We start from the raw sequence: 15,441 nt of genomic DNA, 5'->3' as shown, positions 1-15,441 counted from the left end.
GCGCTGGCCTGCGCGCAGGAGCGCCTGACGTGATCAAGCCCCCAACATCTTGCCGCGGCTCCACTTTTCTGCGGTCGCCGGTTTGAACCTGTTCCTGCTAAAGTGGCACCAACAACTGAGAGTGATTCTGGTCACACTTGCCCCGGCGCCCTGCTGCTAGGCATCGAACCAGGACGGGGCACCCGAGCATCGTCGAATTGGATGAGAATTCCCATGAAAAGCCTGATCGGCGCCTGTGTCGGCGCCTTCTGCCTTGCGGCCCCCGCTCTGGCGGAGACTCCTGCCGCGATCGTCGAGGACGTCCAGGGCAAGGTCGACGGCATCGCGTTCATGGACTACGTGGCGCCGGGCAAGATCATCAAGCTCGGACCCAAGGCCAGCATCACGCTGAGCTACCTCAAATCCTGCCAGCGCGAGACGATCAGCGAGGGTGTCGTCCTGGTCGGCGCCGAGCAGAGCACCGTGCAGTTGGGCGAGGTCAAGCGGGAAAAGGTGCCCTGCGACACCAATGCGGCAAAACTGTCCGAGCGCGAGGCGAACCAGAGTGCCGCAACGACCTTCCGCACCGTGCGGTCGGACGCGAAGGGCGCGCCGGCCAAGCTGCCGACGCTCTACGGCGTCTCGCCACTGGTGCAAGCCAAAGCCGGCAGCACGCTGGTGATCGAGCGCACCGACGGCAAGGAACCCACGATCAGTGTGCCGCTCAAGGGCGATGCCATGATCGGCGGCAAGTTCTATGACTTTGCCAAGGCCGGGAAGTCACTGACCCCGGGCGGCAGCTATCTCGCCATTCTCGGTGCCAAGCGCTACACCTTCCAGATCGACGCCAGCGCCACCTCGTCGCCGACCCCGATCATCGGCCGCCTGCTGCGTCTCGAATAGACGGCCGCGCGATGCGGCGGATCGGCAGGCGGGACATCGTTGCGGCGATCCTGATCGCGCTCCTTGCGGGCGCGGTCTTCACGTCACCACCGCTTCGGGCGCTGCAAGGTCTCTCCCTCGACATCCTCACGGCGCTGCGCGGCAAGATCATTGGCGACCGCCGCGATCCCGCGACGTCGCCGGTCGTCGTCGTGGCGATCGACGGCGAAACCTACGACACGCCACCCTTCAAGGGATCGCCGACGCAGACCTGGACGCGCGAGATCGCCCGGGTGCTCGGCAGCATCACCGAGGGCGGGGCCAAGGTGATCGGCTTCGACGTCATCTTCATGAGCTCGATCGAGCAGTCGGAGATTCCCTTTGGCGACGCGTCGTTCGGCAGCCGTGTGAGGGGATTTGACCGCGACTATCTGATTGCGCTCAGGCGACTCTCCGACAGCGGCAAGCTCGTGCTCGGCGAAATCCTGAGCAACGACCATCCGGACAGGCCCGATCGCGCGCAGCAATTGGCGGTGAAGAACAACATCCGCGCTCTCAACGTCCACACCGACCCCGACGACGTGATCCGGCGGATGCCGCTGAGCTTCTCCATCGAGGGCAAGCCGGTTCCGGCGATGGCGGTCGAGCTTGCCGCGCGCGCGCTCGGTACCAAGCCCGAGATCGGTCCGTCCGGCGCGACGTTGTCCGGCTATGCCATCCCGAGCGCGGTGCCCAACACGCTCACGCTCAATTTCCGCGGCCTTGGCCGCGACGTCCCGGCCTACTCATTCGCCGATTTGCGCGCGTGTGTCGAGAAGGGAGACACCGACTTCTTCCGCCGCGCCTTCGAGGGCAAGATCGTGCTGCTCGGCACCATCCTCAATTTCGAGGATCGCAAGCTCACCTCGATGCGGCTGTCCGGCGGATATGACGGCTCGCGGGGGTCACGATGCGCCCTGCCTGCCCCTGCCAGCACCGCACAGAAGACCCGCAGCGACATTGCGGGCGTGTTCATGCATGCCACCGTGGTCCGCAACCTGATCGAGCAGGACGCGGTGACCGAGCTCGGCTTTCCCATGCGGACCATTCTCACGATAGCGCTCGCAGCGGTCATCGCCTGCGCGGCCTGCATGCTCGCACCCGGCGGCGCGGTGATCGCCTGGCTCGCCCTCACTGCCGTCTACGCAGCCGCCGCCGTCGGCGCATTCGTGCATGCGCTGGCGCTGCCGCTGACCGAGCCTGCGCTCGCAAGCCTCGCCGCGCTCGCCATGATGATCGGCTATCGCTTCGTGCTGGCCGATCGCGACGAGCGTTTCCTGCGCAAGAGCTTTGCGCTCTATCTCGCGCCCGAAGTGATCGAGACCATGGTCGCCTCCGGCAAGATGCCGGCGCTCGGCGGCGAGATGCGCAACGTCACCATGTTCTTCTCCGACCTCAGCGGCTTCTCCTCGATCGCAGAGACGATGACGCCGGGCGAGCTGGTCACGCTGATGAACGAATATCTCTCAGCCATGACCGACATCATCGAAGGCCATGGCGGTTACGTCGACAAATATATCGGCGACTCCATCGTCGCGATGTTCGGCGCGCCGGCCGACGATCCCGCCCATGCGCGCAACGCAGTGCGTGCCGCGCTGAAGTGCCACGAGAAGCTGGCCGAGCTCAACGCCGGCAATCCCGCCTTCGCCGGTCATGGCTTGTCGCATCGCATCGGGCTCAACAGCGGCGAAGCCGTGGTCGGCAATATCGGCTCGCGGCGCCGCTTCAACTACACCGTGATGAGCGATACCGTGAACGTCGCCTCGCGGCTCGAAGGCGCCAACAAATATTACGGCACCGCGATCATGGCATCGGAAGCGACGGTCGCGCAGACCGGCGACACTTTCGCCTGGCGCGAGCTCGATGCGATCAGGGTGATGGGCCGCGGCGAGGCGATCAGGGTATTCGAGCCGCTGGCCGCGAGGGGCGCGGAGAGCGTCGCGCAGGCGAAGGTCGCCGCGGCGTACGCGGAGGGGTTGCGCTGCTGGCGGGCGAGGGAGTTTGCGAAGGCGGCCGATGCGTTCGGAGGCGTAGCGAAGATCGATCCGACGTCAGCTCTGTTCGCCAAGCGTGCGAAGGCGCTAACGGAAGCTCCGCCGCCTCCGGACTGGACACCGGTCAATACGCTGGAAGGGAAGTAGCGGTCCACCTCTTACCCTCCCCTGGAGGGGGAGGGTCGCTACGCATGAAGCGTAGCGCAATGCGTAGCGGGGTGGGGTGAAGGTCCCTCCCCGTCCACAGTGTTCGTGTGGAGAGATCACCCCACCCCGCTCGCGCTGCGCGCGATCGACCCTCCCCCTCCAGGGGAGGGTGAAAGTGGCGACCGCGCTAAAACGGCAGCCCCGTATAATTCTCCGCAAGCAGGCGCTGCGCCGTCTCGGACGAGAGCAGATAGTCCAGCTCCGTCTGTTGCAGACGATCCTCATATTCGATCCGGTCGGGGAAGCGGTGCAGCATCATCGTCATCCACCAGGAGAAGCGCTGCGCCTTCCAGATCCGCGCGAGCGCCTTGGCGGAATAGCCCTTGAGACCGGTATCGTCGCCGCTCTGATAATGCGCGAGCAGCGCGTGATAGAGATAGTAGATGTCGGACGCGGCGCTGTTCAATCCGCGCGCGCCGGTCGGCGGCACGATGTGAGCTGCATCGCCGGCGAGGACCAGCCGGCCATAGCTCATCGGTTCGGCGACGAAGCTGCGCAGGGGCGCGATGCTCTTCTCGATCGAGGGTCCCGTGATCAGGCGGCCGGCGACCTCGTCCGGCAGACGGCGCTTCAGCTCGGCCCAGAACGCATCGTCGCTCCAGTCCTCCACCTTGTCCGTCAATGGCACCTGGATGTAGTAGCGGCTCAGCACCTGCGAGCGCAGGGAGCAGAGCGCAAAGCCGCGCTCGTGCTTCACATAGATCAGCTCCGGCGACACCGGCTTGGTGCGCGACAGCACCCCTAGCCAGCCGAACGGATAGACTTTCTCATATTCACGCAGCACGTCCTTCGGGATCGACTTGCGGCTGACGCCGTGGAAACCGTCGGCGCCGACGATGTAGTCGCAATCGACGCGGATCGTCTCGCCGTTCGAGCGATAGGTGACGTAGGGCCGGTCCGAGGTCAGGTCGTGCGGCGTCACATCCTCGGCATTGTGCACGACCTTGCCGCCGAAGCGGTCGCGCGCCTCGTAGAGGTCGCGCGTCAGCTCGGTCTGGCCGTAGACCAGCACCGAATTGCCGCCGGAATGCTTGTGCAGGTCGATATGTGAGAGCACCCCGTCATGGGCGATCTCGAATCCGTTGTGGATCTCGCCCTCGCGGTCCATCCGCTCGCCGCACTGCGCCTCGCGCATCAGCTTGGCAAAGCCGTGCTCGAGCACGCCGGCGCGGATGCGGGCGAGCACGTGATCGCGGCTGTATTTCTCCAGCACGACCGTATCGATGCCCTTGAGGTGCAGGAGCTGGGACAACAGCAGCCCGGACGGCCCACCGCCGATGATACAGACCTGAACTTTCATTTTTGCGTCCTCCCGTCGGCACTTTTTTGCAGAATCAACGCTGCAAACGGATGGAGGGTTTCGCCTTTGTCTTGTACTATTCGAACATGAAGAACGCCACCCCTGCCCCGCCGATCCGGGTCTACAATCTGTTCGGCGAGTCCGGAGATCTGCCTGATGTCGTGCATTGCGAGACGATCGCGTCGCGGTCGGTGCTGCACGACTGGACGCTGGCCGTGCATCGCCATGCCCGGCTGCACCAGGTGCTGCTGATCGAGCGCGGCGGCGGCGAGGCGACACTTGACGGGCGCGTGGTGCCGCTCAAGCCGATGCAGATCGTCAACGTGCCCGTCGGCCACGTCCACGGCTTCCGCTTCGTGCCGGATACCCAGGGATGGGTCCTGACGATCGCGGCGGAGATTCTGGATGAGGCGCTGCTCTCGGCCGAAGGCCTGCGCGGTGTCCTGTCGCAATCGGGCGTGGTGCGCGGCACGCCGCAGATCCGCGCCGTCATGAAGCAGATCTTCGCCGAACACGCCGGACGCGATTTCGGCCGTGCGCATGTGCTCCGCGCCTTGTCGTCGGCCATGGTCGGGCTCGTGGCGCGCGCGCTCGCGGGCGAGAGCGGCGGCAACGGTACGGCGGAAAGCGGATTGTTCCGCCGCTTCGAGGCCCTGCTGGAGCAGCATCATCTGCAGCGCTGGAGCGTCGCCGACTATGCCGAGGCGCTGTCGGTGACACCGACGCATCTCAACCGGATCACGCGGGCGGCGACCGGCGACACCGCCTCGCATCTCATCCTCAACCGGCTGATCCGCGAGGCGCGGCGCAACCTCGTCTACACAAACCTGCCGGTCTCGACGATTGCCTATGCGCTCGGATTCGATGATCCCGCTTATTTCAGCCGGGTCTACGCCGCCGCCACGGGCGTATCGCCGCGCGCGTTTCGCGCGCAGCTCCATGGCGACGAAGGCTGACGCATCGGACGAAAGACCCAGGGCACATGTGGTCGACGCCGACGCTGCGAACCGCGATGGCTCTCATTGCCACTTACCTTCGTATATGGCGTCCCATCCTTTGGATAGGGGCCCTTTACCTCCGTACAATTGAGCAGGGGATGCGCACGACTTAGCGTGACTGCATTCGGCGCCCTGGCGCCGGTGGCATGGAACCTCCCTAACCTGGGCGCAAGGCGACCAGCCCTGTCCGGTCGTCTGCGCCGCTTTTTCAGCAAGCCATCGGCGCCTTCAGTATTTTCCGGCCGACACACCGCGCCATTTCGGCTGGACCGTCGGCTTTCGTGTCGAACTGGGGATTTGTGCATAATGTCTTCGTTTGGGAAGATTGCGCTCTTTATCGACGGCTCCAACCTCTATGCCACCGCCAAGGCGCTCGGCTTCGACATCGACTACAGGCGCCTGCTCAGTGAATTTCAGAGCCGAGGGACGCTGCTCCGGGCCTTCTACTATACGACCGTCATCGAGGATCAGGAATATTCGTCGATCCGCCCGTTGATCGACTGGCTCGACTACAACGGATACACCGTCGTCACCAAGCTCACCAAGGAGTTCATCGACGCCACCACCGGCCGCCGCAAGGTGAAGGGCAGCATGGATGTCGACCTCGCCGTAAGCGCGATGGAGCTCGCCAAGCATGTCGACCAGATCGTGTTGTTCTCGGGCGATGGGGATTTCCGTTCGCTGGTGGAAGCCTTGCAACGCCGCGGAGTCCGCGTGACGGTCGTCTCCACGCTTTCCACTCAGCCACCCATGATCGCTGACGACCTGCGCCGGCAGGCGGACGTCTTCATCGATTTGGCAGAACTGAGACCAAAATTGGGGCGCGATCCGATCGAGCGCCCGGCATCGCGCGAGCTGCGGCAACCACCGCAATTCCTCGCGCGCGGAACGATCAAACGCGACGACCGGGTCGAGTGACGAGACGACCGCCGGAGATTCACACGTCGAAGAACACCGTCTCCTCCGGCCCCTGCAAATTGATCGTGAAGGAGTACACGATCTTGCCGGCACGCTCGCTGCGCTTTGCGATCAGCGTCGCGCGCCGGACCGGCTGCTCGATCAGATTGAGCACGGGATCGGCGGCGTTGGCGGCCTCTTCGTCCGAGAAATAGAGCCGCGTGTTGAGACCGATATTGATGCCGCGCGCGACGATCCAGACATTGATGTGCGGTGCGCATTTGCGCCCCGTCTTGTCGGTGATCGCGCCGGGCTTGACGGTCTCGAAGGTGACGAGGCCGCTGTCGAAGTCGGAGCCGGCGCGGCCCCAGCCGCGAAACTCATCCTCCAGCGCACCGGCCGAGCGATCCGCCGGATGGTTGTAGCGGCCGGCCGCATTGGCCTGCCAGATCTCGAGCAGCACGTCGCGCAGCGGCGAGCCGGTGCCATCGAGCACCTTGCCCTCCAGCGTGATGCGTTCGCCTTTGGTGTTCGGCGTCACCAGCACGTTGGAAAAGTTCTTCTCGAAGATGTCGAAGCCGGCCATCGCCGGGATCAGGCCGATATGGACGTAGGGCCCGGCGGTCTGCGAGGCGGTTTCCTTGAGATAGTTGAGCGGCTGCGGCATGGACTTAGTTCCCCGCTGTGCGGTTTTCGAAATAGGTGGAGCGCTGGCCGCGCAGCACGATGTCGAAGCGGTAGGCGAGCGAGTCGAACGGCGTCGAGGCGTTGAGGTCGAGCGGCGCCACCAAGCGGTCGAGCGCATCCTTGTCCGGGATCGTCGTCAGGATCGGGCAGACCGGGATCAGGGGATCGCCCTCGAAATACATCTGCGTGATCAGCCGCTGGGCGAAGCCCGAGCCGAACACCGAGAAATGGATGTGGGCGGGGCGCCAGCTGTTGACGTAGTTGCGCCAGGGATAGGGGCCCGGCTTCACGGTGCGGAAGTAATAGTAGCCGGTGTCGTCGGTCAGCGTGCGGCCGCAGCCGCCGAAGTTGGGATCGATCGGCGCCAGATACGTGTCCTTCTTGTGCCGGTAGCGGCCGCCGGCATTGGCCTGCCAGAACTCGACCAGCGTATTCGGAACGCCCCGGCCGGTCTCGTCCAGCACGCGGCCGTGGACGATGATGCGCTCGCCGACGGGATCGCCGTCCTTGGCGTAATTGCGGATCAGGTCGTTGTCGAGCGGACCGAGATCGTTGTGGCCGAACACCGGCCCGGTGATCTCCGAGATCGAGTTCTCCAGCGACAGCAGCGCCTGGCGCGGCGAGCGCAGCACCGAGGATTTGTACCCCGGCGCGTGCGCCGGCGGATGGATGGAACGATCACGCTGGAAGAAGCCGCCGTCGCCGAGCGGCGGCGTGAACGGCTCGGGACGGTTGAGGCGGGGATCGCGCAAGGCTGGCGCCTGGGCATTCATCGGCGTTGTCTCTCCCTGGGAGCCCGGGGTCGGGCGCGGCTTATCGGGACATCATGAGCCGGACTATTCCACAGATAAATAGATCGATTATAATATATTGCATGAAAGAAATCGATCATTTGACCCTCGACGGCCACGCCCTCCGGCTGTTCCTCGCCGTGCTGGAGGAAGGCTCGGTCACGGCGGCCGCAACACGGCTGGGCCTGACGCAATCCGCCGTCAGCCACGCCCTGAACAAGCTGCGGCGGATCGCAGGCGATCCGCTGTTCGCCAAGTCCGGCCGCGGCATCGTTGCGACGGCCCATGCCCAGGCGCTGGCCGGCAAGGCACGCGCGCTGATCGATGAGATGCGCAGCTTTGCCGGCGGCGTCAGCTTCGCGCCGGCCCAGGCCCAGCTGTCGCTGACGATCGCCGCCAACGACTTCCAGCGCGACCTGCTGCTGCCGCGCTTCTTCGATCATGTCGCGGGACAGGTGAAGAGCCTGAACCTGCGCGTGATACCCTCGCAATCGCCTTCGCCCGCGATGCTGCGTGAGAACCGCTGCGATCTCCTGATCACGCCGCTGCCGCCATCCGGCGTCGACATCGTGCAGAAGCGGCTGCTGAGGGATCACTACGTCTGCTACTACGATGCCAAGGCACGTGCCGCGCCGGCCAGCCGCAACGCCTATCTCGCGGCGCGTCACATCACAGTGGTCTATACCGATAATGAGCGGCTCGACTTCGACCGCCGGCTGGCGGCGAACGGGCTGCACCGCGACATCGCGATCTCCGTGCCGAGCTTCTCCGGCGTGCCCTCGTTCCTGCGCGGCTCGCAGATGCTTGCGAGCATGCCGAGCCTGCTCGCATCCGGCGTGATGCGCGGTTTTGCGCAGACGCCGATACCGCTCGCGTCCCGCGCGCGGACCCTGGCCGAGCTGCCGATGTTCATGGTCTGGCACCAGCGCTACCAGAAAGACCCGGCCCATCGCTGGGTCAGGAGCCAGCTCGAGGCGGTCGCGGCGACGGCCGCCAAGCCCGATATCAAGTCCTGATATCAAGTGCTGACATCAAGTCCAGATATCAGGTGCCGCCATCCGCAAGACTGCCCTTCCCAAACCCACTGGTTGCGCAAGGGGAGCCGCGCTAAAATCCCCTCATGACAGTGACCGACATTGCGAGCCGGACCTACAATCACAGCTGGCGGCTGGATCCCATCATCCGCAGCCTGCTTGATACCGACTTCTACAAGCTATTGATGTTGCAGATGATTCGGGAGGATTACCCGAGTCAGAAGGTGACCTTCTCGGTCATCAACCGCTCGCGCCATGTGCGGCTCGCCGAGATCATCGACGAGGGCGAGCTGCGCGCCCAGCTCGATCACGCCCGCACCATCCGCTTCACCAAGAAAGAGCTGATCTGGCTGGCCGGTAACACCTTCTACGGCAAGACCCATATGTTCTCGGCGGACTTCATCCGCTGGCTGGCGGAATTCCGCCTTCCTGAGTACGAGCTGCGCAAGGTCGAAGGCCAGTACGAGCTGCATTTCCATGGCCCCTGGACCCACACCACGATGTGGGAGATTCCGGCGCTTGCGATCCTCAACGAGCTGCGCTCGCGCGCGGCGATGAAGGGCCGCGGCCGCTTCGAGCTCGACGTGCTCTACGCCCGTGCCAAGGCCAAGCTGTGGACCAAGGTGGAGCGGCTGCGCAAGCTCGAAAACTTGCGGCTGTCCGACTTCGGCACCCGCCGCCGCCACGGCTTCCTCTGGCAGCGCTGGTGCGTCGAGGCGGTGAAGGAAGGCCTGGGCTCCTCCTTCATCGGCACCTCCAACGTGCTGCTCGCGATGGACAACGATCTCGAAGCCATCGGCACCAACGCTCATGAGCTGCCGATGGTCGCGGCCGCGCTCGCGAGGGACGACGAGGAATTGCGCTGGGCCCCTTACCGCATTCTCGATCAGTGGCGCCAGACCTATGGCGGCAACCTCCTGATCGCGCTGCCCGACGCCTTCGGCACCAAGGCCTTCCTGCGTGATGCGCCGGAATGGGTCGCCGACTGGACCGGCTTCCGCCCCGACAGCGCGCCGCCGATCCAGGCCGGCGAGGAGATCGTCGCCTGGTGGCAGAAGAAGGGCCGCAATCCCAAGGACAAGCTGCTCGTCTTTTCCGACGCGATGGACGTCGGCTCGATCGAGGACACCTATCACCACTTCGCCGGGCGGGTGCGGCTCTCCTTCGGCTGGGGCACCAACCTCACCAACGACTTCGTCGGCTGCACGCCGGACGGCTCGTTCAATCTCGATCCGATCTCACTGGTCTGCAAGGTCTCGTCGGTCGACGGCCGTCCGGCCGTCAAGCTCTCCGACAATCCGGAGAAGGCGACCGGCCTGCCCACGGAGATCGAGCGTTACCTGCGCGTGTTCGGCGACGCCGGCCGCGTGCGCAAGCCGGTGCTGGTCTAGCAGCGAACCAGACTTCTCTCGATCGGGTAAATCGCGCACGATGAATGCGAGGCATTGCTTCGCCGATGCCGCGCCAGTTCCGATCGACCTGCATTTGAAGCGATTTGCAGAGGCCGGCTTCACAACGGCTTCACGCTGCGACGGAGTCCTCCGCCCCTTCGGGTCGAGTTGAGCAACCATCTCGTCTACTTTGCGTTGCAGGCGCAACGCTCCGTGGGGATCGTTGATCGATTTGGGGAATAGGGTGTTTCGCAGTACAGCGACGTCGGCGGAGAGACGCAGCTTCCTTCACGTCATCAAGCTCGTCTCGCCTTTCGTGATGGTCGTCGTGCTCCAGGCGGCGGTCGCGGGATTCAGCCTCGAGGTGATGTCCTCGGTCCGCGCCTATGTCGCCGGCGAAGCGTTGTGGTCGCGCTCGCAGAAGAACGCCGTCTATTTCCTCAATCGCTATCTGCATTCGGGCGAGCCGAGCCAGTTCGCGCAATATCAGGCCTCGCTCGCCGTTCCCATCGGGGATGAGTTCGCACGCTGGGCGCTCGAGCGCGATCCGGTCGACGTCGAGGCGGCCCGCATCGGCTTCCTGCAAGGCGGCAACCATCCCGATGACGTACCGGGACTGATCTGGCTGTTTCGCTACTTCAATCGCGTCAGCTTCCTTCAGGACGCGATCCGCGAGTGGGCTGCCACCGATCCCATGCTGCTGGAGCTGAGCATCTTCGGCGAGGTCATCCGGTCCGAGCTGGAGAACGGCCCCATTCAGGACGACGGCCGCCTGCAATTCCTGTCGTCGCGGCTCTCGGAGCTCAACACGCAGTTCACCGTTCATGCCAACCGGTTCTCCACCGTCCTCGGTGAAGGCTCCCGTGCCATCAAGCTGACGCTGACGTTCATCAACATCGTCACCGCCGCGACGCTGATCCTGCTCCTGATCTGGCACACGCGCCGATTGGTGCTGCAGCGACAGACCTTCGAAGACGCCCTGCACGCCGAGAAGGAGCGCCTCGCCTGGCAGGCATCGCACGATTGGCTGACCGGCCTCGCCAATCGCCGCGCCTTCGAGGCGCGCCTGCAAGGCGAGCTGGACAATGCCGCGGCAGGTCCGCTCACCCTGATCCTGCTCGACCTCGACCAGTTCAAGAACGTCAACGACAGCTGCGGCCATCTGGCGGGCGACCGCCTGCTCTGCCAGGTCGCGCGCCTGTTGCAACACCACAGGCAGTCATATGATCTGGTGGCCCGGCTCGGCGGCGACGAATTCGGGCTGATCCTGCCGCATTGCTCGCCGTCAGACGCCGTCGACATCGCCGAACGGCTGCGACGATCGCTCGAACTGTTCAGCTTCGCCTGGGACGATCGCTGCTTCGCGGTGACCGCCAGCATCGGCGTCGCCTGCATCGCCGACCGCACAGCCACGCTCGAGGATGCGATGCGGCGCGCGGATGCCGCCTGCTACCGCGCCAAGGAGAAGGGACGCAACCGAGTCCAGGTCGACAGCGGAAGACCGGACGTCGTCGTCGTTGCAGCCAGGGCGCGTGAAGCCGTCGCGGCACGGGGCTGATCGCCGTCCGCGCCACCGCAACCCGCCGGCATCCGATCGCAGGCATCGCCCAAGGGTCTCGAGACGCGCAATGATGTGACGTCGCAGCCACATGGCTCCCAAAATGGCTGCGTCTTTCGCATTTCGACACATCGACTTGCGCGCTGGTCCAAGAAGGCCAAGGCCTCCGTCACTAAGCATGGCGACGGCCGGCGTTGCGCGCCCGACTCGGCCCGGACCGCATCGTAAGAGGAGTTTGCAGGTGCCTTGGACTGTTTGGATGCCCCCGCCCGATGCTCGTCGTGCAAAGACGCCCCGGCGGCACGCGCTTCTCTTGAGCACCGCGATCGGTGCTCTTGCCACAGGCACGGCGCTGACCTGGTTTACCGCTCCGGCGGAGGCGGCGTGCGTGATCACCGGAAGCGGTACGCAGACGGCCCTCCAATCAGGCGATTCGATCACCTGCACCGGGGCGGGCAACACACGTGTCAAAACGGCGGCCGGGGTGAGCGGTGTGACCGCCAACATCGGCGACGGCACCGCGACCTCCCTGAACGAGCCCACCTTTGCGGGCATCAACTTCGAAGCGGCATCCAATGGTGCCATCCGGGTTTTCGACAACGCTTCCATCACCTCCGCCAACAGCGACGGCATAGGTCTGACCAGCGGCAGCAACAACAACACCATAACGATAGATGCGGGTGCTACGGTTGTGTCATCGCCCCCCGGCTCGGTGGCGCTCGGCCTGGCCAATTCCAGCAACAACATCGTCGTCATCGGTGGAACGGTTGGAAGTGTCGCGCCCGGAACGAGCGGCATTGGCATCGGCGCCGGGTCGGCGAACAATCAGGTGACCATCCTGTCGGGCGGCGTTGTCCAGGCCAGCACTGTCGGGGCCATCGATCTCAGCGGCGCGGGCGGCGGGAACACCATCAACAATGCCGGCACGATCTCGAGTGCTTCAGGCTCGGCGATCCTCGGCTCCGCCAGCCAGGACACCGTCATCAATTCCGGCACGATCATGACCAGCGCCAGCACGGCCATGGATCTCAAGGACGGCAGCGACGTCTTGGAGCTGCGTGCAGGCTCGAGCATCACGGGCTGGGTCCAGGGCGGCAACGGGTTGGACACGCTGCGCTTCGGCGGAACGGCCAATAGCACGTTCGACCTCGGCACATTCGGCGCGGCGAACCAGTTCCGGGAATTCGAGGCGCTGGAAAAGACGGGCAGCTCCACCTGGACGCTGACGGGAACCACGATGGACGCGGCCACCATGATGGTCCAGGCCGGCACCCTCATCGTCAACGGCTCGATGCCCAACATCGCGACGGTCGTCAGCGGCGGCACGCTCAGTGGCAGCGGCATGATCGGATCACTCACTGTGCTGTCGGGCGGCAGGGTCGCGCCCGGCAATCTCGGTCAGTTCGTCGTCAACAGCAATGCGGCGTTCCAGTCAGGGTCGACCTACGCGATCTCGGTCAATGCGGCCGGGCAATCAGACAAGATTGCCGCCGTGAGCGCGACGCTGACCGGCGGCACCGTCGCCGTCACCACACTTGCAGGCGCCTACAACCCCTCGACGCAATATACCATCCTCAGCACGACGGCTGGCCTCACCGGCACCTTCTCCGCGGTAACGCTCAGCGGATACAATCCGCAATTCTTCACCTCAGCCCTCAGCTATGACGGGTTCTCCGTTTTCCTGACCCTCAACTACAACACGGTTGTCTTCCAATCTGTCGCCCAGACGCAGAACCAGAAGGCCGTGGCCGGCGCGCTGAGCGCGTTTGGCCCCAACCTGCCCTTCCTCGCATCGTTTGCAGGCCAGAGCGACGCCCAGCTCCGCTACAGCCTGGACCAACTTTCAGGGGAAGCCGCGACGGGAGCCCGGCAGGGCGCTTTCCAGTTCACAGGCCAGTTCCTCGGCCTCATGCTCGATCCCTTCGTCAGCGGACGCGGAAGCGTAGGCAACGCCACAGGCGGCGCCGTGCTCGGCTTCAGTCCCGAGCGCGCCGCGTTGCCGGATGATATCGCGCTCGCCTACAACAAGGTCCTGGGCGCACCGGCCGCGAAGGCACCTGCCTTTGCAGAGCGCTGGACGGCCTGGGGCGCGGCGTTCGGCGGCACCAACCGCACCAGCGGCGATCCCGTCGTGATCGGCAGCCACGACCTCAGCGCGCGCGCCGGCGGCGTCGCGGCCGGAGCCGACTATCATTTCAGCCGCGACGCTCTGGTCGGCTTTGCGCTCTCCGGCGGCGGCACCAGATGGGACCTCGCGCAGGCGATCGGCGGCGGCAAGAGCGATGCAATGCAGGTCGGTGTCTACACCGCGGTGCGTACGGGCCCGGCCTATTTCGCGGCCTCGCTCGCTGTGGCCAATCACTGGATGTCGACGGACCGCCTCGCACCATTCAGCAATCAGCTCACCGCGAAATTCAACGCTCAAACCGTCGGTGGCCGCATCGAGGGCGGCTATCGCCTCGCTACGCCGATCGGCGGCTTCACGCCCTACGCGGCCGCGCAGGCGCAGGCATTTCGCACGCCGACCTATGCCGAGACCGATCCGGCGGGCAGCGGTTTCGGCCTGACCTATCAGGGACGCACGGCCTCCGACACACGAAGCGAACTCGGCGCGCGCTTCGATCGGACGACGCTGGTCTCGCCGAATGCGGTCCTGACGTTGCGCGGTCGCGCGGCCTGGGCCCATGATTGGGTGAGCGATCCGACGCTCGTCGCCGCCTTCCAGGCGCTGCCCGGCGCGAGCTTCATCGTCAATGGCGCGACGCCGGCGAAAGACGCTGCCCTCGCATCCGCCGGCGCCGAGCTGAAGTTTTCGAACGGTGTTGCCCTCTCGGCCAAGTTCGACGGCGAGTTCGCGGCCCACAGCACCACTTATTCCGGCACCGCGAGCCTGCGTTACGCCTGGTAGCGGCGGCGCCTCATCAGGGGAGCCGTGCGCCGACCGGCAGAATCCCGAGTCCTCTGAGATGGGTGTCGACGAACTGTTCGATCTGCTGGCGCAGCATCTGCGGCGGCACCGCCACCATGCGCTCCTCGAGGCCGAGCGAGATGATGCCATGCACGGCGGAAAACAGCGTGCGCGACAGCAGCGCGATCTTCACGTCATCCGCATCCGGCAATAGCCGCACCAGGGGTGGATGCATCAGCGCGAAAGCATCCATCACCATCTGAAGGATGTCGTCCGGATAAGGTCGATCATCCTCCATCCGATGCTCGAACAGGGAGCGCAGCAGATTGGCGTGCCCCGCAAAGAAGTCGAGATAAGTGTCGGCAAGCCCATAGAGCTGGCGGACCGGATCCTCGGCCGGAACCCCGCGCAGCCGTGCCGTGAGTGCCTGAACCGTCTCCCGATTGACGGTCAGGATGACCCCGTCAAAGTCGCCGAACTCGTTATAGACGCTGCCGACCGAGCAGCCGGCAGCCTCGGCAACATCCCGAACTTTCAATGATCTCAGCCCTTTAGCTGAGATAATGCCGCGGGCGATCTCCAGGATCTGGAGCCGGCGCCGATATTTTTTCTGGTCGCGCAGCGATTCTTCTTGAACATTGTTCATTTTAGAACTACTCATGTGAACATTGTTCAAATTAACCCGGAGACCTGCAAAATGCAAACCCTCGCTGTTGATATCGCCGCCACCTTCGTCGATGACGCGGTCGCCCTCGTGACCGGGCTCGGCCGGACCC

The 15,441-nt window shown here is 64.9% G+C and carries 12 protein-coding genes; 8 read left to right on the top strand and 4 right to left on the bottom strand.

Annotated features, from left to right (window positions below; all coding sequences use genetic code 11):
* Positions 1–213 precede the first annotated feature (213 nt).
* Both JQ566_RS07985 and JQ566_RS07980 read left to right on the top strand, forming a co-directional pair.
* On the top strand, positions 214–882 hold the full coding sequence (locus JQ566_RS07985) for a hypothetical protein (protein ID WP_212371712.1): 669 nt from the start codon (positions 214–216) through the stop codon (positions 880–882).
* 11 nt (positions 883–893) lie between these two features.
* On the top strand, positions 894–3,041 hold the full coding sequence (locus tag JQ566_RS07980; protein WP_212371711.1) for an adenylate/guanylate cyclase domain-containing protein: 2,148 nt from the start codon (positions 894–896) through the stop codon (positions 3,039–3,041).
* A gap of 187 nt (positions 3,042–3,228) precedes the next feature.
* Here the strand turns inward: JQ566_RS07980 and pobA are convergent, their stop codons facing one another.
* Positions 3,229–4,401 (bottom strand): 4-hydroxybenzoate 3-monooxygenase, encoded by a 1,173-nt coding sequence (pobA, locus tag JQ566_RS07975; protein ID WP_212371710.1) that lies wholly within the window; start codon positions 4,399–4,401, stop codon positions 3,229–3,231.
* A 50-nt stretch (positions 4,402–4,451) separates the two neighbouring features.
* Between pobA and JQ566_RS07970 the strand changes: the two genes are divergently transcribed.
* Together JQ566_RS07970 and JQ566_RS07965 are read left to right on the top strand one after the other, a co-directional pair.
* Positions 4,452–5,357 (top strand): helix-turn-helix domain-containing protein, encoded by a 906-nt coding sequence (locus tag JQ566_RS07970; RefSeq protein WP_212371709.1) that lies wholly within the window; start codon positions 4,452–4,454, stop codon positions 5,355–5,357.
* A 348-nt stretch (positions 5,358–5,705) separates the two neighbouring features.
* Entirely contained in the window at positions 5,706–6,317 is a 612-nt protein-coding gene (locus JQ566_RS07965; RefSeq protein WP_212372122.1) for a LabA-like NYN domain-containing protein, read from the top strand.
* 19 nt (positions 6,318–6,336) lie between these two features.
* On the opposite strand, the gene pcaG is transcribed toward JQ566_RS07965, so the two are convergent.
* Together pcaG and pcaH are read right to left on the bottom strand one after the other, a co-directional pair.
* Positions 6,337–6,963: a protocatechuate 3,4-dioxygenase subunit alpha gene (gene pcaG, locus JQ566_RS07960; RefSeq protein ID WP_212371708.1), complete on the bottom strand. Its 627-nt coding sequence runs from the start codon at positions 6,961–6,963 to the stop codon at positions 6,337–6,339.
* Between the two features lie 4 nt (positions 6,964–6,967).
* Positions 6,968–7,756: a protocatechuate 3,4-dioxygenase subunit beta gene (gene pcaH, locus JQ566_RS07955; RefSeq protein WP_212371706.1), complete on the bottom strand. Its 789-nt coding sequence runs from the start codon at positions 7,754–7,756 to the stop codon at positions 6,968–6,970.
* 101 nt (positions 7,757–7,857) lie between these two features.
* Here pcaH and JQ566_RS07950 point away from each other — a divergent pair, with 101 nt between their 5' ends.
* The 4 genes from JQ566_RS07950 to JQ566_RS07935 all read left to right on the top strand — a co-directional run bounded on the left by JQ566_RS07950 (position 7,858) and on the right by JQ566_RS07935 (position 14,665).
* Positions 7,858–8,790, top strand: coding sequence for a LysR family transcriptional regulator (locus JQ566_RS07950; RefSeq protein WP_212371704.1), 933 nt, complete (start codon positions 7,858–7,860; stop codon positions 8,788–8,790).
* Positions 8,791–8,894: 104 nt separating this feature from the next.
* Positions 8,895–10,199 carry a nicotinate phosphoribosyltransferase gene (gene pncB, locus JQ566_RS07945; RefSeq protein ID WP_212371702.1) on the top strand — a complete coding sequence of 435 codons (1,305 nt, stop codon included), beginning with the start codon at positions 8,895–8,897 and terminating at the stop codon, positions 10,197–10,199.
* Positions 10,200–10,443: 244 nt separating this feature from the next.
* Positions 10,444–11,757: a GGDEF domain-containing protein gene (locus JQ566_RS07940; protein ID WP_212371700.1), complete on the top strand. Its 1,314-nt coding sequence runs from the start codon at positions 10,444–10,446 to the stop codon at positions 11,755–11,757.
* Between the two features lie 493 nt (positions 11,758–12,250).
* A complete protein-coding gene (locus tag JQ566_RS07935) occupies positions 12,251–14,665 on the top strand; it encodes an autotransporter outer membrane beta-barrel domain-containing protein (RefSeq protein WP_349643310.1) in 2,415 nt (804 codons plus the stop codon).
* Between the two features lie 13 nt (positions 14,666–14,678).
* Here JQ566_RS07935 and JQ566_RS07930 read toward each other — a convergent pair whose 3' ends face one another.
* Positions 14,679–15,311: a TetR/AcrR family transcriptional regulator gene (locus JQ566_RS07930; RefSeq protein WP_212372120.1), complete on the bottom strand. Its 633-nt coding sequence runs from the start codon at positions 15,309–15,311 to the stop codon at positions 14,679–14,681.
* Between the last annotated feature and the right edge of the window lie 130 nt (positions 15,312–15,441).

It is taken from the genome of Bradyrhizobium sp. SZCCT0231 (assembly GCF_018130245.1).
GTDB classification, from domain to species: domain Bacteria; phylum Pseudomonadota; class Alphaproteobacteria; order Rhizobiales; family Xanthobacteraceae; genus Bradyrhizobium; species Bradyrhizobium japonicum_F.
Note: the sequence above shows the minus strand (reverse complement) of the source record. Positions and strands in the feature narration are given on the sequence as shown.

Excerpts from the sequence above, each read along its gene's own strand:
- pcaH (WP_212371706.1), bottom strand. The coding sequence starts at position 7,756 with ATGAATGCCCAGGCGCCAGCCTTGCGCGATCCCCGCCTCAACCGTCCC.
- pobA (WP_212371710.1), bottom strand. The coding sequence starts at position 4,401 with ATGAAAGTTCAGGTCTGTATCATCGGCGGTGGGCCGTCCGGGCTGCTG.
- JQ566_RS07930 (WP_212372120.1), bottom strand. The coding sequence starts at position 15,311 with ATGAACAATGTTCAAGAAGAATCGCTGCGCGACCAGAAAAAATATCGG.
- pcaG (WP_212371708.1), bottom strand. The coding sequence starts at position 6,963 with ATGCCGCAGCCGCTCAACTATCTCAAGGAAACCGCCTCGCAGACCGCC.
- JQ566_RS07950 (WP_212371704.1), top strand. The coding sequence starts at position 7,858 with ATGAAAGAAATCGATCATTTGACCCTCGACGGCCACGCCCTCCGGCTG.
- JQ566_RS07985 (WP_212371712.1), top strand. The coding sequence starts at position 214 with ATGAAAAGCCTGATCGGCGCCTGTGTCGGCGCCTTCTGCCTTGCGGCC.
- JQ566_RS07980 (WP_212371711.1), top strand. The coding sequence starts at position 894 with ATGCGGCGGATCGGCAGGCGGGACATCGTTGCGGCGATCCTGATCGCG.
- pncB (WP_212371702.1), top strand. The coding sequence starts at position 8,895 with ATGACAGTGACCGACATTGCGAGCCGGACCTACAATCACAGCTGGCGG.
- JQ566_RS07965 (WP_212372122.1), top strand. The coding sequence starts at position 5,706 with ATGTCTTCGTTTGGGAAGATTGCGCTCTTTATCGACGGCTCCAACCTC.
- JQ566_RS07970 (WP_212371709.1), top strand. The coding sequence starts at position 4,452 with ATGGAGGGTTTCGCCTTTGTCTTGTACTATTCGAACATGAAGAACGCC.